We start from the raw sequence: 17,863 nt of genomic DNA on the forward strand, positions 1-17,863 counted from the left end.
CTCATGAGCGAGCAGCGCACGATCACCGCCAAGACCATCGGCACGCCGCAGGGCGGGCTGTTCGACAATCCGTGGCCTCCCGATTTCCCCGCCGTCGGCCAGCGGGTCGCGATCTTCGTCTACGAGGTGACGAAGGTCGACGGGGAAACCACCGGGGATATCCGGACCTTCCATGTCGGCCCGGCCGAAACCGCGTCCAGTGGCGCGATCGGCGCCGAGTACGAACTGCCGCAAGGGGTCGCGGTCGCGTGGCGCGGTTGCGGGACCGGCACGGTGGTCCGGGTCTCCGATTCCACGCAGCGTGAGCGCACCTGCGAAGTGACCCCCGAAGACGCGGGATTGCTGTGAGAACACCGGAAAATCTTGCCCAGCCCGTTCTCGCGCCGCTGACCGAAAGCGCGCTCTTCATGACCCTGACGATCGGGACAGGGGGAGAGGCGGCCGTGCACGACCTGTTACCGGATCTGGCGGGGATGGTCCGGTCGGTCGGGTTCCCGTTGCCGGACGAGCATCTGACCTGTGTCGCGGGCATCGGCTCGGCGGCGTGGGACCGGCTCTTCACCGGTGAGCGCCCGGCCTTGCTTCATCCGTTCCGCGCCCTGTCCGGATCCAGGCATCAGGCGCCGTCCACACCCGGCGACCTTTTCCTGCACATCAGGGCGACACGGCTGTACCCGTGTTTCGAACTGGCTCGCCGGGTGGCGGCCCGCCTCGACACCGCGGTCTCGGTCCAGGACGACACGGTCGGGTTCCGCTACTTCGACCGCCGGGATCTGCTCGGCTACGTCGACGGCACGGAGAACCCGGTCGGCCACGCCGCCGGGGTGGCCGCGCTCGTCGCCGACGAGGACCCCGGCTTCACCGGCGGCTCGTATCTGATCGTGCAGAAGTACCTGCACGACCTGGCGAAGTGGACCGCCAAGCCGGTCGAGGAACGCGACCGGGCGGTGGGTCGGCATCTGGCCGACGATGTCGAGATCCCGGACGCGGAGAAGGCCGTCGATTCCCACGTCGCGCTCACCACGATCGAAGGCCCCGACGGGACCGAAGGCAAGATCCTGCGGGACAACATGCCGTTCGGGTCCATCGCCCGCGACGAGTACGGCACTTACTTCTGCGGATACGCCGCCGACCCGGGAGTGACGGAGCGGATGCTCACCCGGATGTTCCTCGCCGAGCAACCGGATCAGCTCCTCGACGTGTCCACCGCGGTCACGGGCGGCCTGTACTTCGTTCCACCGGCCGGTTTCCTGGCCGACCCTCCCGCGCTTCCAGCCGGCCGGGGCTGAAGCGATGGGGGACTGGAACGCCGGAGCGCTCGTGATCTTCGGGATCACCGGCGACCTTGCGGCGAAGATGACGTTGCCCGCGCTGTACCGGCTGGAACGTCGGGGAGTGCTGCGCTGCCCAGTGGTAGGTGTCGCCTCCGGCGGGTTGTCCACTTCGGACCTGAGGGATCTGGCGCGGCGGGCGATCGAGAAATCCGGAGAATACTTCGACGAGACGGTCTTCGCGCGCCTGGTGCGCCGTCTGACCTACGTGGGCGGTGATGCGAACGACCCGGACCTGTACGAGGCGCTGGCGGAGGAATTGGCGAACGTCCGGCGGCCGCTGTACTACCTCGCGCTGCCACCGTCGTTGTTCGCGCCGGTCGTGGAACGGCTTTTCGCCAGGGGCCTCCTGGCCGACGCGCGCGTGGCTCTGGAGAAGCCGTTCGGCGAAGACTTGACTTCGGCGCGGGAACTGCGCGCACGGCTCCGTCAGGTGCTGGACGACCGGCAGATCCTTCTGGTGGACCATTTCCTCGGCAAGGAACCGGTCATCGAGATCGAATACCTGCGGTTCGCGAACCACGCCATGGCACGGCTGTGGGATCGCGAGAGCGTCGAGGCCGTGCACATCACCATGGCGCAGCGGCTGGACGTCGCCGGACGCGGCCGGTTCTACGACTCGGTCGGAGCACTGCGGGACGTCGTCCAGAACCACCTGCTGCAACTGCTCGCGCTGATCGCGATGGACGCCCCCATCGGGCCCGGCGTGGCAGACCTTCGGGCGAAGAAACTCGAGGTGCTCAAAGCGATCCCGCCGGTGGACGTCCACACCGCCGTGCGCGGGCAGTACGAGGGATACCATGCCGTGCCCGGCGTGGCGCCGGGTTCGGACACCGAAACCTACGTCGCGTTGAAGCTGGGGATCGACAGCTGGCCTTGGGCCGGCGTGCCGGTCTTCCTGCGAGCGGGCAAGTGCCTGCCGGACAGCGCCACGGAGGTGCGGCTGTTCCTGCGGCACACGCCCCGGTTGCGGTTCCTGCCCGACGCGGCGCAGGTCGAGGCCAACCAGATCGTGCTCCGCGTCTCGCCGACGCCCGCCCTCCGGCTGCGTCTGTCCGGTTTGGACAGTCGAGGGCGATGGCGGCCGATCCGGCTGGACACGACCTTCGAACGGGACCTCGGCGGTCCGCGCTCGCCCTACGAGCGCCTGCTCGCCGACGCTCTGGACGGTGACGACCGGCTGTTCTCCTGGCAGGACGCGGTCGACGAGAGCTGGCGCATCCTCCAACCCCTCCTCGCCTACCCGCCGCCGGCGCGACCGTACGCGATTGGCACGTGGGGCCCGGCCGCGGCGGACACGTTGGTGGAGGGCTATCCCGCCTGGCAGCCGCCGTGGCTGCCAGGCGCCTGAATCAGCTGAGAGGCATCGATGAACTGGATCCAAGAAACCAGCCCCGGCCCGGAGCAGGACTGGTACTTCAACACGAGGACCGGTGAGGTCGAACGGGGCCGCCAGTCGCGTGGTGTCGACCTGCTCGGCCCGTACCCCGACGAGGAAACCGCTCGCAGGGCCCTGGAAATCGCCCGGGACCGCACTGCCGCGGCCGATCGCGCCGACACCGAGTGGAACGACACCGAGTGACCCGTTTCGGTGGCGCGACCGTGGCCGAGGCGATGCTCCACGCACCGAAGCTGCTCGATCACACGGCGACCGTCACCCAGGTACGCGAACTGTTCCGCGACGACCATGTGCACGTGGCGCTGGTCGTCGCAGGCGCGGTACTGGTGAGCGTCGTCGAGTGGCCGGACCTCACGGGCCTGCCCGGTGGGATGCCCGCATGGCGCGCGGGACGGCTGACCGGCCGGGTGGTCGGCCCCGAGGCCGATCTGCTCGCGACATGGCAGGCGATGCGCGGCCGTCGACGGAGGTTGGCTGTGGTGGACGGCGACGGCGGTCTGCTCGGTCTGCTGTGCCTCAAACGTTCCGGTCTTGGTTTCTGCTCCGACGCCGATGTGGCGGCACGGGCCCGTTCTCAGGAGAAACATGCACGCGATACAGCAGTACAAGCCGGGAAAACTGATCTATAGGCGGGTACCCGATCCCAGACCAGGGCGAGGCCAGGTCCGGATCGCCGTGAACGCGTGCGTCGTGGACCGCGGGGACGCCCCGGTTCCTGGGCTCGCGGTGGCCGGAGTCGTCGACAAGCTCGGCGAGGGGGTGTCACGCCGCTGGTGGGGCGAGCGCGTCGCCGTCCACTTGGGACCGGATGGCGGCGGCTACGCCGACCACGCGATCGCCCCGGTCGAGGCCCTGCACGCGCTGCCGGACTCGCTGGACGACGCGGCAGCGGCCGCGATGGTGGGGATCGGGCGCAGGGCGATGGGCATCGTCGAGGTCGCCGACCTGGTTCCCGGCGACGTGGTCCTGGTGCTGGTGTCCCGGGACGGGATCGGGCCTTTGCTCGCGCAGTCGGCCCACAACGTCCGCGCCACCGTGGCCCTGACCGACGGGGCGACCATCGTGGGCGGCCAGGTGACAGTGGTCCTCGACGGCGTCGGAGGGAAGGCGGGCCGTGCCGCGTTCGACCTGCTCGCCCCCGGCGGGCGCATGGTCCACTGGGGCGCCGACCCGGCACGGTTCACTCCGGAGGAGCTGCGGGAGCGGGACTTGTCCGCGATATCGGCTGCGGACTCAGCCCTCGCGAATCTCTCGGGCGGCTTGCGCCACCTGGAGAACGCGGCACTGACGGAAGCCGCCTTCGGTCGTGTGGTGCCCACCGTGCGGACGTTTCCGCTCAAGGACGCCGTCGTAGTCATTCCGGAGATCGGTATCGCGGTCCTCGTCCCCTGACGACGGTGGAAAGGTGGCTCATGGCACGCACGATCGCGGATCTCCCGGACCATGTCCGGGCATCGTTCCCCTACGAGTCGAACTTCCTGCGGGTGAACGGCAGGCGCATGCACTACGTCGACGTGGGCCCACGGGACGCGGCGACGGTCCTGCTGCTGGGCGGAAATCCGGCGTGGGGCTTCCTGTGGCGTGACGTCATGCGTCCGTTGCTCGATGCCGGTCTGCGCGTGGTCGTTCCCGACCAGATCGGGTTCGGCCTGTCCGAGAAGCCTCATGATCACGCGGTGCACACTCTCGACAACCACGCCGCGAACCTGGTCGCGCTCATCGACGGGCTGGGGCTGAAGGACGCGACGTTCGTCTGCCACGACTGGGGAGGCCCGACCGGCTTGGCGGCGATCGCCGTCCGGCCGCACGCCGCCTCGTCGGTCGTGGTGATGTCGACGTGGGCCTGGGCCGAACCCTCGGCCGAATTCCACCACCGTGTCATGCCGTGGAAACTCATGCACGCTCCGGTCGTCGGGCCCTACCTGCTGGGCGCGCGGGCCGCGATGCCCGGACGCGGTATGTACCTGTCGGTGGTGGACCGCGAGAAGTTCGTGCGCGAGGCGATGGCGGCTTACGTCGAGGTGCTCGCCGACGCCGACGAGCGGGCGTTGACCTGGATCTGGCCCCGGTCGATCCCTTTGGGACACGACGCCGACCTCGCACGTGAGCGATTCACCTGGCTCGAAGCACAGGTCCGCCGGATGCGGCTCCCCGCCGCGGTGATCTGGGGCCGCGATGACGATGTGTTCACCAGGGACGTGTTCACTCGCCACTGGACCCGGTTGTGGCCGCACGCGGAAGGGCCGTATTTGGTGACTGGCCGGCATTTCCTCCAGGAGGACTCCGGTGCGGAGATCGGCGAGATCCTGGTCGGCTTCGTTCGCCGCGTGACCGGACAGCGCCGATGACCAGGAACCACGACGTCGTCGTCGTGAACGGCCGGCCTGCCCGGGTTCGGTCCGTGCCGCTGCTCGCGGAGCATCAGATCGGCCACTATCCCGAGTTCCGTGCCTTCTTTTCGTCCGTGTTCGGCCTCGATGCCGACCCCTTCCGGGCCCCCGGCGTGATCAGGGTGGGTGGGCGTCACTACGAACTTGTGTTCGTTGGCTACTCGGGGCAGCCGTTTCCCGCCGGCGTGCGGATCGCGGCCCTGGTACCGGGCCTCGAACCGATGGACGAGGAGCAGGCGTTGAGCGACCTGTGGGCCTTCGTGGCCTGGATGATCGACGGCGTCGGGGGAGCCTGGGATGTCGGTGCCTTGAAGAAGACCGGGCGGATCTACCGCATCAGCGGTCGCCGGGTATAGCCGCTTCGTGTCTGGCGTCAGGGGCGAAGGACCGTGGAACGGCATTTCTGCGAGAGTCAGATTTGCAGGACTTATGAAGCGATCTTCGCGCAGCCCGTCACACGCGACCTCGAGTGGACTGCCTTTGTCGCGTTGTGGAACGACCTCGCGGACTTCGTTGTGGAGTCCGGCGAAGAGCTGACGGTGACGATTCAAGGCAGGTGTGAGGTGTTCTGTCGTCCTTCCGGGGGTTGGGTCTCCACGGAGGACGTCGAACGAGCCCGGGAGGCGCTTGTCGCGCCGCAGCCTCACGAAGGCTTTGAAACTGCCACCTGACGGGCGAGAACCAGAACTCGTCGACCACCGGCTGCGCATCGGAAGACCAGCCCCGCTCGCGCGGGGAGAACAAACCTAGAGTTTCGTCACCGAACACGATCCGGGGACCAGCCCCACTTGGGCGGGGACGACACCGACAGAACGATCAGCGCGGCCTGGTGGACGGGACCAACCCCGCTCGCGCGGGGACGACCGACCCGAGGATCTCGCCCGCGAACTGGGTGGTGGACCAACCCCCGCTCGCGCGGGGACGACACTAACTGACCTAGGTCTTTGAAGATCAAAATGCTGGTTTTCGTTCAGTTGGGTGGTGCTCAGGCTGATCATGGGGTCGGATCAAACCTTAGGACGTTGATTCGGCGAGTTCTCGTTCTGCGGTGTCGGCTTGCGGAAGTGGGTTCGGCGGTGCCGTCGTTTGAGGCATCGACGGTGTTTCGCGTGGTCGATGCGGCTCGGGGGCTGTGTGCGGGAGGATGCCTTCGCTGCGCCATTTTCGGAGGATGCGTCGGCCGTAGTTGTGGGTTCCGGCGATGCGGTCGAGTTCGGCTCCGGACGGTGTTCGGCCTTGTGAACGTTCGCGGAGGTAGTGGGCCCACATCAGTTGTTCGGCGGTTGTGGTGTGTGGATGGTTCGGTTCGCCTGGTGTGGGCGCCTGTTGCTCAGCTGGGGTCGGCGGGGGAGTCCGGAGTCGAACCTTCGCGCGCACTCACCCGTGATCCAACGGCGAATCCTCGCTCAGGACAAGGAACTACAGGCTCCGGAGCCCGACGAGACCGGGCCGGTCGCCGCCGGTGAAGACGCCCTACTCGGCAAAGGCGATCTGCGGACCAGCAGGCAGCATTTCGAAAACGCCTACAACCTGGCGAAGCAGGCGGGTGACGGAGAGAGCCAGGCGCGCGCGATGCTGGGACTGTCGGGCCTGTGGGTGCACGAACATCGCACGGCCACCGGCACCCACCAGATGCAGACCCGATTGAGAAACGCGCTTTCCGCTGTCGGCACGGAGTCCTCGCTGGCACTACGGCTGCGGGTACGGCTCGCGGGCGAGGTCGACTACCGGGCGGCCCGCCACACGGAAATCCTTTCCATGCTTGAGGAAACCCGGCTCGCGGACGACGCGGAGGCGCTGAGCGTCGCCCACCACTGCCTGCTCGGCCCGGACCACGGACAGCTGAGACAGACCCTGGCCAGGGAACTGATCGGCGAAAGCACCCACACCGGCCGTCGCGGCGACCGCCTGATGGGCCTGCTGTGGCATACCGTCGACCTGTTCCTCTCCGGCCATCCGCACGCCGAACGGCGGCTGGGCGAACTGAGGCAAGCCCTCGCCGAGCAACTCACTCACCACCGGGGTACTGAACAGCCCGGACTTCCCGGCCGGCGCCTCCACGCAAACCAGCGCGCTGGCCACCGGCGCCCTTCTGCTGGCCGGGCAGTTCGGGGTGGTGGGCATCGCGGTTCTCCTGTTCCCCTTGGTGAAACACCACGGCGAAGCACTGGCGCTGGCACACATCGGCTTCAGAGTCATCGAACTCGCCGCGAGCCTGTTCTACCTGGCGATCCCGCTGATGGTGATCGAACTCGGAGCCGGGTTGCGTGACGGCACGATCGACGCCGCCACGTCGGCGAGTCTCGGCGCTTCAGTGAAAGCGCAGCAGGGGGTCGCCACCTTGCTGATCTATCTGGTCGTCACCGCGGCGGGCCTGTGCATGTCCATCCTGCTCCACCGGTCGAGACTCGTCCCGCGCTGGCTCGCGGTCCTCGGCATCGTCAGCTACCCGACGTTGCTGGCCGGATGCGTCCTCGACCTGTTCGGCGTGGTCGACGTGACCCAAGGCGTCGGACTCGTCGCGCTGGTCCCGGGCGGTGTCTTCGAAGTGGTCCTGCCGATCTGGCTGTTCGTCAAGGGCTTCACCTTCCCCAGCGGCGCCTGAGCATGAGCCGCTCATCGTTTGCGGTGTAGACCTCGCGCTCCTGGTTTCGAGGCGGCCCCACTCTGAGGATCGTGAAGGTGGGGTAGGAGGTGTGGCGACGCATCGCCGAAGTACCCCGGAACGGTGGGGCTCACACCACCAACGCGGTGCCAGTGTGGTCGTGGCCGTCGGCGACGGGAAAGCTCTTGCCGCCGGCCATTTTTGGTGATTGTCCTGATGTGTTTCGTAGCTCGGCGTGTGATCGGGACACGATCCCGGATGATCGTGCGCGGAGCCGTTGTTCACCGGGTGGTGCGGTAGGCAGCCATGAACATGTCCAGCAGGTCGTCGACGGCGTTCTCGTCGATGGGGCGGGTCGACAGCAGTTGGCGGTAGTACAACGTGCCGCACAGCACCTCGGCCGCGAACTCCAGATCCACGTCCGCGACCAGTTCGCCGGCGTGCTGCGCGCGGGTGATCCTGTCGAGGGTGCGTTTCTCCACGGTGAGCAGGAATCGTTCGTGCAGGGTCGCTCGCAGTGCCGGGTCGGACTGCGCCTCGGCGATCAGCCCTCGGTAGACGGGGCCGATGGGTGGGCTGGAGAGTGCGGGGGCGGAGCGCAGGAACTGTTCGCGCAGGTCCGCTCGGACATCGCCGGTGTCGTGGTAGTCGAGGTCGGTGGTCCATACGCGGCTGAGCGCGTCCAGCAGGAGTGCTGCTTTGGATGGCCAGCGTCGGTAGATGGTGTGTTTGCCGACCCCGGCCCGGCGGGCGACCGCCTCGATGTTCAGGCCTGCGTAGCCGACCTCCGCGGCCAGATCGAGGGTCACTTGAAGCAGTTCGTCGGTGCGCGCGGCGCCTCTACGTCGCGGTGTGGCGTGCTGGTCGGACATACCGTCATTCTATCGGCACGTAGCGTGCCGTTGACAAGTCGTGGGCGTCGAGCGCATGATCGTGCCCGATCGGCACGGTGCGTGCCGATGTTGAGATCGTCGGAAGGACGCTGCGATGGGCAGCAGTAGAAACAGGACGCACGAGGGCTTCACCACCGAAGAGCGCGCCGCGATGAAGGACCGTGCCACGGAACTGAAAGCCGCGGGGCGCGGCAGTTCGCGTGCCGCAAAGGCGGCACAAGCGGAGCAGGACGTGGTCGCGAAGATCGCCGAGATGCAGCGAGCGGACCGGGTCATGGCCGAGCGTGTCCATGCCGTCGTCAAGGCCAACGCTCCGGTCCTGGAGCCGAAGCTGTGGTATGGGATGCCCGCCTACGCGCTGGACGGGAAGGTGGTGTGCTTCTTCCAGAGCGCGGAGAAGTTCAAGGCGCGCTACGCGACACTCGGGTTCAGCGATCTGGCCAGGCTGGACGACGGCCCGATGTGGGCCGCGGGTTTCGCCTTGACCGACGTCACGGCTGAGGTGGAGGCGCGGATCGGTGCGCTGGTGGAGCAGGCGGTGGCGCCGGCCGGGAATCGAGAAGCGTCCGCAGCCGCGGCGGAACCGGCGTGATCGCCCTGACCTCCATCGAGTCCGTCACCCTCGACGTGGCCGACCCCACGGCCGCCCAACGCGGTGTCGTGCGGGCCCCGGACGGGACGAGTCCGGTCAAGCCGGCGCTGTACCGGCGCCGCGCCCTTGCCAAGGTCGTCGGCACTCACGTCCTGATGTGTCCGCACGCGAAATAACAGGAGGAAAGCATGACAGGCGCGCCGCCGCGTGGACTCGACGAAAGACTGCGGGACACCCGCGCGAAACTGGAGAACGATGTCGATGTCTGGATCGCGACGTCGGGCTCCACGGGCGGCGGTGCCCACCTCGTCCCCCTCTCCTACCTCTGGGACGGCACCGCCTTCCTCGTCTCGGCACCGCGAACCTCGGTCACCGCCCGCAACCTGCTGGCCGATGGCCGAGTGCGGCTCAGCCTCGGACCGACCCGCGACGTCGTCATCGTCGACGGCACCGCCGAGCCGGTGGACCCCGCCCCTGAGACGGGCGACGCGTTCGCGACGAGGACCGGTTTCGACCCGCGCCGGCTCGCCGAGCCCTACCAGTACTTCCAGATCCGGCCACGGCGCATCCAGGCCTGGCGTGAAGAGAACGAGCTCCGGGGACGCGACCTCATGCGCGATAGTCGCTGGCTCGGCTGACCGCGCCGGCAAGTGCTCCGGTGTGAAGGGCCCTTCGACCCGACAACGCCGGGAGTGGGTCAGGTGGGTACTCGTCGGCGAGATGCCTCTGTTCTGGCTGTTTGGCTTCGGGTTCGCGCGTGAGCGTTCGGATTTTGGTGGGCAGGGCACTTCGCTTCGGCCATCGTCGTGGATCTGGTGGCGGCATAGCGATCCACGGACTGCCGCCACCCGGTTCCGGTCGATCAGTTCTGTGGTGCCGCTCGTCGACGTCCGGATGGGTGGACGATGCCCGGCCGGTGGATGGTCTGCGCGTGATGCGGGACCAGATCGTCTTGCCGGAGGCGGGGTCGTCGTGGTGGACGGCCTGGCGGTCAGTGTGGCTTCCGGGGAACCCGGGCGTCGTAGGTTCGTTTCCGGTCACGCCGGGAGAAAGTTCGGGGACACGGCTTAACGGATACTGAAGACGGATGAGGAGCTAAGGAAACCGGTCTCGCGCGTCCATTGCGTATGCGTTCCGCGGTGTCGATGGTCGACCAGTCTCAGGAATTCGGTGCCCCTGCTTGGGTTCTCGTTCGGACGTTGCCGAAGTCGGCCGGCCGGTGTTCGAGGAAGGCGGTGATTCCTTCCCTTCCTTCCGCGGTATCGGCCAGTGCGGCGATCTGACGGGCTTCGTTGTCGAGATGCGGCGCCAGTGTCGTGGTCGGAGCTTCGCGGACGAGGTGGGCAGACGCGGCCAGTGCCTCCCGTGGTCCACGGGCCAGAGAGTGGGCCATCGTGCAGGCGTCATCGAAGGGGTTGTCGGTCACGCGGCTGATCAGGCCGTAGCGCTCGGCTGTGTCGGCGTCGAGTTGGCGGTTGGTGAGGATGAGGTCGGCGGCTCGGGCGGGTCCGAGGGTTCTGGTGAGGATCCAGGAGGCGCCGCCGTCCGGTGAGAGGCCCGCCGCGGTGTAGGCCGTGCGGAAGCGGGCGTCGGTTCCGGCGATGACGATGTCCGCGGCGAGTGCGATGCCGAGGCCGCCGCCGGCGCATGCTCCTTGGACGGCGCTGATGACCGGCATCTCCAATGCGCGGAGGCCGAGGATGGCTGCGTGAGCGGCGTGGGCGACTTGCCCGACGAGGGCTCCGGGGGTCGTGGTGTTCGCGAAGGCGCGGAGATCACCGCCGACGCAGAACGTGTCGCCTTCGGCGTAGAGCACGGTGGCGCCGATATCGGGCATGGCGGCCACGGTGCGGACAGCTTCCGCGAGCGCCGTGGCGAGCGCCAGGTCGATCGCGTTCTTCCGCTCGGGGACGTTGAGTCCGATGCGGGCGACACCGTCCCCGTGGTCGAGGCGCACGGGTTCGCGGATCATAGGGCTACCTCGCAGTGAGTCAGGCCGGGGAGATCGGCAGACGGAGCGCGCCGGGGGCGGCATCGGGTACGGCCGGGTTCTCGGGTGGCGACGGGGCGGAGCCGTTCGTATCCGTTGCCCAGGGCCGGCTGGGGATCGGGGTCGCCGTTGTTCGACCAGAAGGACATGGCGCGTTTCTTGCCGAGGACGAACGGCGACGCTCCGTGGACGCGTTTGCCGCACAGGATCACCGCACGGCCTTCGAATCCGAGCGCGTTCCAGCCGGGCTGGACGGTACGGCCCCGCGCGGCGAGCTCGGCCACCGCGGCGGCGTTGAGTACCGGTGCAGTGCCGATCCGCTCCCCGGTCGCCGGGTTGACGGCCACGAGCTGGTCGCCCGTTCTGCTGCTCGCCTTCATGGCAGTGGGTTCGCCGATGCTCGGCTGCGATAGGCGTGCGGACACGGCGCTAGCGCGGGGCCATGCGAATGGCTCCGTCGAGCCGGATCGTTTCGCCGTTGAGCATGGGGTTGGCGATGATGTGCTCGACCAGCGCGGCGTACTCGTCCGGGTCGCCGAGCCGTGCGGGATGCGGAACCTGTGCGCCCAGGGAGGCTTTCGCCTCGTCCGGCAATCCGGCCAGCAGGGGAGTGTCGAACAGTCCGGGTGCGACGGTCATGATCCGGACCTGTTTGGCGGCGAGGTCGCGGGCGATGGGCAGGGTCATGCTCGCGATGCCGCCCTTGGACGCGGAGTACGCGGCCTGGCCGACCTGGCCGTCGAACGCGGCGACCGACGCGGTGCACACGATCACGCCACGTTCCTCGCCCACCGGGTCGTGAGCGAGGATACGTTCGGCGGTGAGCCGGGTGACGTTGAACGTGCCGATCAGGTTGACCTCGACGACCTTGCGGAACTGGGCCAGCGGGAACGGGCCGTCCTTGCCGACGGTCTTGTAGGCGTTGCCGATTCCCGCGCAGTTGACGGCCACGCGCAGCGGCCCGAGCTGCTCGGCCACATCCAGCGCGGCGGCGACCGAGGTCTCGTCGGTCACGTCGGCGGGTGCGAACCGTGCGGCGGCCCCCAGCTCTTGAGCGGCCTGCTCACCGGAAGACGAGGGCAGGTCGAGCAGGACGACGTTCCCGCCCGCCTTCACGATGCGGCGTGCGGTGGCCAGGCCCAGCCCGGAGGCGCCGCCGGTGACGATCGCGACGGTTCCTGTGATGTCCATTATGGATGTCCTTTGTGGTCTTCAGGCGAGAGCGCCGACTGCGGTGGACAAGCGGACGGGAAGCTCGCTGATCCCGTTGATGAAGTTGGATCGCGCGCGCACCGGTTCGCCGATCACCTCGATGGCAGGGAACCGGTCGAACAGGATCGGCAGCAGCGCTCGCGCTTCGAGGCGTGCCACGGCGTTGCCGAGGCAGAAGTGCGGGCCGGCGCCGAAGGACACGTGCGGGTTCTCGGTACGGGTGATGTCGAACCGGTCGGGGTCGGTGAAGACGTCCTCGTCCCGGTTCGCCGAGGCATAGCAGAGCACCACCTTGTCGCCCGCCCGGATCTGCTGCCCGCCCAGTTCGATGTCCTGCACCGCGGTACGCCGGAACTGGGTGACCGGCGGGAAGTAGCGCAGGATCTCCTCGATCGCGGTCGGCAGCAGACCGGGGTCGGCCCGCAGCCGCCGCCATTGGTCGGGATGTTGTGACAGCGTCAGGATGGTGCCGTTGAACAGGTTCCTGGTCGTCTCGTTGCCGGCGATGACCAGCAGCTGGAAGAACCGGTCGAGGTCGTCGTCGGACAGCCGCTCGCCGTCGACCTCGGCGTTGACCGCCAGGCTCCAGACATCGTCGGTCGGATGCGCGCGCTTCCGCTTGGTCAGCTCCGCGGCGTAGGCGAACAGCTCGATGAACGCCGAGACATACGACCTGGGATCACCGACCTGCGGGTCGCCGAAGCCGACCATGCGGTTGGTCCAGTCGTAGAGCAGATGGCGGTCGCCGGGCGGGACACCGAGGATGTCCGCGAGCACGAGCAGCGGCATCTCGGCCGAGACGTGCTCGACGAAATCGAGGTCGCCACCGTCGCCGAGTTTGTCCACCACGTCGCGGGCGTGGCGGGTGATCGACTCACTCATACCCGCCACGACGCGCGGGGTGAACGCCTTGCTGACGATCCGGCGCAGTTTCGAATGCTCCGGCGGGTCGGTGTTGAGCATCGCGCGGCGCATGTCGCGCAGCTCCCGAGGGCTGCTGTCGCGGATGAACGTGCCACCCTCGTGGGAGCTGAACACATCGGTGCGTTTACCGGCCGCCACGACGTCGGCGTGGCGGGTGACGGCCCAGAGGCCGGGGCCGCCGTCGAAGCCGTCGGCGGCCGGTTCGGGGCACCACACGACCGGGCTCTCACGGCGCAAGCGGGCGAACAGGGCGTGCGGGAAGCCGTCCTGATACGTGTCGGGATTGCCCAGGTCGGGAAGTATCACGCCGCCTCCTCAAGTCGTGTGGCCGTGCAAGATGAGAGTATGACCGTACGGACGGTCAGTCAAGTGGTGCGAGTCTTCGCGAAGGCGAGGCCGTCGTCCCAGGAGGCTTCTCCGGTGATGAGCCGGCGGTACTTCATGATGTCCCGCGGCCGGTTCAGGGTGAGTGCTCCGGCGAGCCGGTCGCCTTCGCGGTAGAGCGCGGTGAACCCGGTGCTGTCGGTGTCGCCGTCGACGACACGGACTTCGTCGGTCGCGGGGATGCCGACGAACTGGAAGCGGCTGCCGTACCAGTCCGACCAGAAATACGGCACGGTCGCGTACGGCCGGGCGTTGGCGGGATCGAGCGCGTTGCGCGCCGCCAGGGCGCCCTGTTCGGCCGCGCTGGTCCAGTGTTCCAGCCGCATGTGCCGGGAGAACGCCGGGTTGTGCCAGCGGGCGACGTCGCCCGCGGCGTAGACGCCGGGAGCTCCGGTGTGGAGTGTCTCGTCGCAGACCACGCCGTCTTCCAGTGTCAGGCCGGAACCGGTCAGCCACTGGGTGGCCGGGGACGCGCCCACTCCGACGACGACCATGTCCGCCTCGAGCACTGTGCCGTCGGAGAGCCGGACCCGCTCCACGGCGCCGTCGCCTTCGATCGCGGCCACGCCGACACCGCAGCGCAGTGTGGTGCCGTTGCGGGTGTGCAGTGACGAGCATGCCGCGCCCATCTGCGCACCGACGGCCCGGACCAGGGGAGTGGGCTGGGCTTCCACGATCGTCACCGTGAGCCCGCGGTCCCGCGCGCTGGAGGCGACCTCGGAGCCGATGAAGCCGGCCCCGACCACGACCAGGTTCGTGCCGGGGGCGAGGGCCGCGCGCACCGCCATCGCGTCGTCGAGGGTGCGCAGGGTGTGCACGCCGCGCAGCGCGTCCGAGCCGGGGATGGTGCGGGCGCTGGCGCCGGTCGCGATCACCAGCGCGTCGTATCCGTACTCCTCGTCACCGATGCGGACCGTCCTGTCCTGAGTGTCCACACCGGACGCCGGCCGGCCGAGGACCAGCCGCACGCCGAGCTCGTCAAGCAGTTGCTCGTCGCGGAACATCGGCGGCGCGGTGTCTTCCTTTGCCAGGAAGGCTTTCGACAGCGGGGGCCGGTCGTAGGGCAGGTGCTCCTCGGCGCCGATGAGGGTGATCGGCCCGTCGAAGCCGGACTTGCGGGCGGCCTCGACCGCGCGCAGCCCGGCCAGTGACGCGCCGACGACGACAAGGCCGCCCACCTTAGGGCTCCAGCCGCAACGCCTCGGTGGGACAACCCGACACCGCCGCTTCGACCTCAGCGAGCGCGTCCCCCTCGGCGACCTCGTCGAGCAGGACGAGATCGCCGTTGTCGTCGATCTCGAAATGGTCCGGTGCCAGCGATTCGCAGATTCCCAGGCCGGTGCAGCGGCCCCTGTCCAGCACGATCTTCATCGCGCGCTCCCCACGGTGTCGAGATTCAGGTTCTTGGCGATGATCTCGTTCATGACCTCGTTCGCGCCGCCGCCGATGCCGAGCAGGCGGGCGTCCCGGTAGTGACGCTCCACTTCGGACTCCCGCATGTAGCCCATGCCTCCGAAGATCTGCAGCGCTTCGTTGACGACGTGATCACACGCGTACACGGCGGTGTTCTTCGCCATCGCGATGTCGACGCTCACCTGTTCGCCGTCGTTGTACCGGCGTGCGACGTCGTGGACGAAGGTGCGTGCCGCGGTGGTCTGGCGGGCCATTTCGGCGAGTTTGTGCCGGATCACCTGCCGCTGCGCGAGCGGCAGCCCGAAGGTGACGCGCTGCCTGGCCCAGTCGAGGGACAGTTCGAGGCAGCGGGCCGCGGTGGCGCAGGCCTGCACCGCCATGATCAGGCGTTCACTGTCGAAGCGCTGCATGATCTGCCGGAACCCGGTGCCTTCCCCGCCGACGAGGTTGGCGACCGGCACCCGCACGTCGACGTAGCTCAGTTCCGCTGTGTCGGAGCAGCGGCAGCCCATCTTGTCGAGTTTGCGGGTCACGGTGAACCCGGGCGTGGACGTCTCGACGATCAGCAGCGACACACCGCGGTGCCCGGCGTCTCCGGTGCGGACGGCGGTGGTGATGAAGTCGGCGCGGGTACCGGAGGTGATGTAGGTCTTGGCGCCGTTGACGATGTAGTGGTCGCCGTCGCGCACCGCCCGGGTCGACAGTGCCGCGACGTCGGAGCCCATTCCGGGCTCGGTGACGCCGAGCCCGCAGATCTTCCGGCCCGCCAGCGCCGGGCGGACGAACCGGTCGATCTGGTCCGGGTCGCCGGCGGCGGCGATGTGCGGGGCACCGATGTTGTGCGTCATCAAGGCGCCGAGCAGCCCGGAACTGCCGCCGCGCAGGAGGATCTCCTCGGTGACGACCAGGACGTCGAGGAATTCGCCCGCCCCGCCGGCGGCTTCGGGGAAACCGAGTTCCAGGAGGCCGAGTTCGGCGGCCTGTTCGTGCAGCCGGCGCGGGACTTCGCCGTCCTCTTCCCATCGCGGGAGGTGGGGGACGATCTCCTTTTCGGTGAAGTCGGCGACCATCTTGCGCAAGCTGATGCGCTCAGGAGTGGTCCACGGATCCATGGCCGTCCTTTCTCGTTTCTGCGGTATCGCGGGCCCACGCGTAGTCGGCCTTGCCGTTGTCGTGCCGGTGGATCTTGTCGGTCCGGATGAAGTCCTTCGGGACCTTGTAGCCCGCGAGCCGTTCCCGGCAGCCCGCGGCGAGCTCGTTCGCGGTCGGTGGAACTTCGGTGGCGGAGTGGTAGAGCGCGACGACTTCCTGACCCCAGCGCTCGCTGGCGCGTCCCACGACCAGGGCGTCCGCGACGCCCGGCAAGGCACGGAGCACCTGTTCGACTTCCTCGGCGAAGACCTTCTCGCCGCCGGTGTTGATGGTGGTGGCCTCGCGGCCGAAGAACTCGATGCCGCCGTCGGCGAGCAGTCGCGCTCGGTCACCCGGCACCGAGTACCGCGTCCCGTCCACGGTGACGAAGGTGGCGGCGGTCTTGTCCCGGTCGCCGAGGTAGCCGCGGGGAATGTGGCCGCCCTGAGCCAGCCAGCCGATCTCGTCATCGCCGGGGGCGAGGACGCGGGTGCGGTCGTCGGCGAGCACGACGGCGTTGCCCTTGCCCGCGAACCGGTTGCCGGAGCCGCGTTTGGCGTGCAGTCCCGTTTCGGAGGAGCCGAGCATGTCCGTGATCCGCAGCTGTGGCAGCAGTTCCTTCAGCCTGGTCTTGAGTTCGTCGCGCAGGGCCGCTCCGCTGTTGACGAGCAGCCGCAGGTCCGGCAACGGCCGTGGTCGCTGTTCGAGCTCGGCCACCAGCGGAGCGCCGAAAGCGTCGCCGACGATGGCCAACGAGGTGACTCGCCGGTGCTCGCAGGTTTCGAGCAGCGTGGCCGCGTCGAAGCGCTCGGGACGGGGCTGGATCACCACGGTGGCGCCGCCGAGCCATCCGCCGAGCGCGATACCGGCGCCGGCGCCGTGCATCAGCGGGGGAGCGGGCAGGACGCGGCCGCGGATCGCGAGAGCGCGGCGGACGGCGTGTTCGACGTCGGTGATGGCGGAGCCGTCGCGGTCGCGCACGCCCAGCGGCCCGGCGACCAGGTCGCCGACCCGCCAGATGACACCTTTGGGCATCCCGGTGGTGCCGCCGGTGTAGAGCAGGTGAGCGTCGGCAGGGCTCGCTTTCGGCACTCCATCGGCCGGATCCGCTCCGGCGAGTGCGGTCTCGTAGTCGAGCGCACCCGGCAGCAGCGGTCCGGGTGTTCCATCGTCGACTTGCAGCAGAAGCGGCGAGTGGTCGAGCCGGGGAAGTACCTCCGCGAGCGCGGGGGCGAAGCGGGCCGCGTACAGCAGCGCGCTCGGCCGCGCGTCGCGCAGCAGATACGCGAGTTCCTCCTGGGTGTAGCGGTAGTTGATGTTGAAGGGCGCCACGGACGCCTTGTGCGCGCCGAGCAGGCCTTCGAGGTACTCGGATCCGTTGTGCAGCAACACTCCGAGGTGGTCCTGCCCGGTCTCCCATGGCTCGACGTGGTCGGCGCGGCGGCCGAGGCCGTGGTCGCGCAGGACCGCGGCGAGTCTGCGGGTGCGGTCGGTCATCTCGCGCCAGGACACCACTCGCCCGGCGATCACACAGGGTTCGTCGCCGAGTTCGGCGGCGATGGCTTCGTGCAGGGAGGCCAAGTCCAGTTCGGGCATCGG

General features: G+C 68.7%; 23 protein-coding genes. 13 read left to right on the top strand and 10 right to left on the bottom strand.

What is annotated here, in order from left to right:
- Positions 1 to 3: 3 nt before the first annotated feature.
- From DMH01_RS32360 to DMH01_RS32400, 9 genes are read left to right on the top strand one after another with little or no spacing between them, the layout of a single operon-like run.
- Entirely contained in the window at positions 4 to 348 is a 345-nt protein-coding gene (locus DMH01_RS32360) for a hypothetical protein (protein ID WP_125681512.1), read from the top strand.
- A complete protein-coding gene (locus DMH01_RS32365; RefSeq protein WP_233621736.1) occupies positions 345 to 1,289 on the top strand; it encodes a Dyp-type peroxidase in 945 nt (314 codons plus the stop codon). Before DMH01_RS32360 ends, DMH01_RS32365 begins: the two co-directional genes overlap by 4 nt.
- Before the next feature lie 4 nt (positions 1,290 to 1,293).
- The gene (locus tag DMH01_RS32370; RefSeq protein WP_125681516.1) at positions 1,294 to 2,682 is read left to right on the top strand and encodes a glucose-6-phosphate dehydrogenase; all 1,389 of its coding nucleotides are present in this window, start codon (positions 1,294 to 1,296) and stop codon (positions 2,680 to 2,682) included.
- An 18-nt stretch (positions 2,683 to 2,700) separates the two neighbouring features.
- Positions 2,701 to 2,913, top strand: coding sequence for a hypothetical protein (locus tag DMH01_RS32375; RefSeq protein WP_125681518.1), 213 nt, complete (start codon positions 2,701 to 2,703; stop codon positions 2,911 to 2,913).
- A complete protein-coding gene (locus DMH01_RS32380; protein ID WP_125681520.1) occupies positions 2,910 to 3,359 on the top strand; it encodes a CBS domain-containing protein in 450 nt (149 codons plus the stop codon). Before DMH01_RS32375 ends, DMH01_RS32380 begins: the two co-directional genes overlap by 4 nt.
- A complete protein-coding gene (locus DMH01_RS32385) occupies positions 3,316 to 4,122 on the top strand; it encodes an oxidoreductase (protein ID WP_125681523.1) in 807 nt (268 codons plus the stop codon). Before DMH01_RS32380 ends, DMH01_RS32385 begins: the two co-directional genes overlap by 44 nt.
- A gap of 20 nt (positions 4,123 to 4,142) precedes the next feature.
- Positions 4,143 to 5,078: an alpha/beta fold hydrolase gene (locus DMH01_RS32390; protein WP_125681524.1), complete on the top strand. Its 936-nt coding sequence runs from the start codon at positions 4,143 to 4,145 to the stop codon at positions 5,076 to 5,078.
- The gene (locus DMH01_RS32395) at positions 5,075 to 5,476 is read left to right on the top strand and encodes a hypothetical protein (protein ID WP_125681526.1); all 402 of its coding nucleotides are present in this window, start codon (positions 5,075 to 5,077) and stop codon (positions 5,474 to 5,476) included. Before DMH01_RS32390 ends, DMH01_RS32395 begins: the two co-directional genes overlap by 4 nt.
- Before the next feature lie 33 nt (positions 5,477 to 5,509).
- On the top strand, positions 5,510 to 5,791 hold the full coding sequence (locus tag DMH01_RS32400; RefSeq protein ID WP_125681528.1) for a hypothetical protein: 282 nt from the start codon (positions 5,510 to 5,512) through the stop codon (positions 5,789 to 5,791).
- A gap of 1,018 nt (positions 5,792 to 6,809) precedes the next feature.
- Here DMH01_RS32400 and DMH01_RS32410 read toward each other — a convergent pair.
- The gene (locus tag DMH01_RS32410; RefSeq protein ID WP_125681532.1) at positions 6,810 to 7,244 is read right to left on the bottom strand and encodes a hypothetical protein; all 435 of its coding nucleotides are present in this window, start codon (positions 7,242 to 7,244) and stop codon (positions 6,810 to 6,812) included.
- On the opposite strand from DMH01_RS32410, the gene DMH01_RS32415 reads away from it, so the two are divergent.
- Positions 7,234 to 7,725: a DUF4386 domain-containing protein gene (locus tag DMH01_RS32415; RefSeq protein ID WP_233621737.1), complete on the top strand. Its 492-nt coding sequence runs from the start codon at positions 7,234 to 7,236 to the stop codon at positions 7,723 to 7,725. The two genes, DMH01_RS32410 and DMH01_RS32415, sit on opposite strands and share 11 nt — an antisense overlap.
- 281 nt (positions 7,726 to 8,006) lie before the next feature.
- On the opposite strand, the gene DMH01_RS32420 is transcribed toward DMH01_RS32415, so the two are convergent.
- Complete coding sequence (locus tag DMH01_RS32420) at positions 8,007 to 8,597, bottom strand: TetR/AcrR family transcriptional regulator (RefSeq protein WP_125681536.1); 591 nt, start codon at positions 8,595 to 8,597, stop codon at positions 8,007 to 8,009.
- A gap of 115 nt (positions 8,598 to 8,712) precedes the next feature.
- Between DMH01_RS32420 and DMH01_RS32425 the strand changes: the two genes are divergently transcribed.
- Genes DMH01_RS32425 through DMH01_RS32435 form a run of 3 tightly spaced genes read left to right on the top strand, consistent with a single transcriptional unit; the run spans position 8,713 to position 9,848 of the window.
- Positions 8,713 to 9,210, top strand: a complete 498-nt coding sequence (locus tag DMH01_RS32425) for an iron chaperone (protein ID WP_125681537.1) — start codon at positions 8,713 to 8,715, stop codon at positions 9,208 to 9,210.
- Positions 9,207 to 9,386, top strand: coding sequence for a hypothetical protein (locus tag DMH01_RS32430; protein ID WP_125681539.1), 180 nt, complete (start codon positions 9,207 to 9,209; stop codon positions 9,384 to 9,386). Before DMH01_RS32425 ends, DMH01_RS32430 begins: the two co-directional genes overlap by 4 nt.
- Before the next feature lie 12 nt (positions 9,387 to 9,398).
- A complete protein-coding gene (locus DMH01_RS32435) occupies positions 9,399 to 9,848 on the top strand; it encodes a pyridoxamine 5'-phosphate oxidase family protein (RefSeq protein ID WP_125681541.1) in 450 nt (149 codons plus the stop codon).
- 521 nt (positions 9,849 to 10,369) lie between these two features.
- On the opposite strand, the gene DMH01_RS32440 is transcribed toward DMH01_RS32435, so the two are convergent.
- Genes DMH01_RS32440 through DMH01_RS32470 form a run of 8 tightly spaced genes read right to left on the bottom strand, consistent with a single transcriptional unit; the run spans position 10,370 to position 17,860 of the window.
- The gene (locus DMH01_RS32440) at positions 10,370 to 11,182 is read right to left on the bottom strand and encodes an enoyl-CoA hydratase/isomerase family protein (RefSeq protein ID WP_125681543.1); all 813 of its coding nucleotides are present in this window, start codon (positions 11,180 to 11,182) and stop codon (positions 10,370 to 10,372) included.
- Positions 11,179 to 11,625, bottom strand: coding sequence for a hypothetical protein (locus tag DMH01_RS43105; RefSeq protein ID WP_199745716.1), 447 nt, complete (start codon positions 11,623 to 11,625; stop codon positions 11,179 to 11,181). The genes DMH01_RS32440 and DMH01_RS43105 overlap by 4 nt, the downstream gene beginning before the upstream one ends.
- A 4-nt stretch (positions 11,626 to 11,629) precedes the next feature.
- Positions 11,630 to 12,391, bottom strand: coding sequence for a 3-hydroxyacyl-CoA dehydrogenase (locus DMH01_RS32445; RefSeq protein ID WP_125681545.1), 762 nt, complete (start codon positions 12,389 to 12,391; stop codon positions 11,630 to 11,632).
- Positions 12,392 to 12,412: 21 nt separating this feature from the next.
- Entirely contained in the window at positions 12,413 to 13,642 is a 1,230-nt protein-coding gene (locus DMH01_RS32450) for a cytochrome P450 (RefSeq protein WP_125681547.1), read from the bottom strand.
- Positions 13,643 to 13,701: 59 nt separating this feature from the next.
- Positions 13,702 to 14,898 (bottom strand): NAD(P)/FAD-dependent oxidoreductase, encoded by a 1,197-nt coding sequence (locus tag DMH01_RS32455; protein ID WP_125681549.1) that lies wholly within the window; start codon positions 14,896 to 14,898, stop codon positions 13,702 to 13,704.
- A 1-nt stretch (position 14,899) separates the two neighbouring features.
- The gene (locus DMH01_RS32460) at positions 14,900 to 15,091 is read right to left on the bottom strand and encodes a ferredoxin (protein WP_125681551.1); all 192 of its coding nucleotides are present in this window, start codon (positions 15,089 to 15,091) and stop codon (positions 14,900 to 14,902) included.
- Complete coding sequence (locus DMH01_RS32465; RefSeq protein ID WP_125681553.1) at positions 15,088 to 16,245, bottom strand: acyl-CoA dehydrogenase family protein; 1,158 nt, start codon at positions 16,243 to 16,245, stop codon at positions 15,088 to 15,090. Before DMH01_RS32465 ends, DMH01_RS32460 begins: the two co-directional genes overlap by 4 nt.
- Positions 16,223 to 17,860, bottom strand: a complete 1,638-nt coding sequence (locus DMH01_RS32470) for an AMP-binding protein (RefSeq protein WP_125681555.1) — start codon at positions 17,858 to 17,860, stop codon at positions 16,223 to 16,225. The genes DMH01_RS32465 and DMH01_RS32470 overlap by 23 nt, the downstream gene beginning before the upstream one ends.
- Positions 17,861 to 17,863 lie beyond the last annotated feature (3 nt).

The organism is Amycolatopsis sp. WAC 04182 (genome assembly GCF_003947465.1).
Classification (GTDB): domain Bacteria; phylum Actinomycetota; class Actinomycetes; order Mycobacteriales; family Pseudonocardiaceae; genus Amycolatopsis.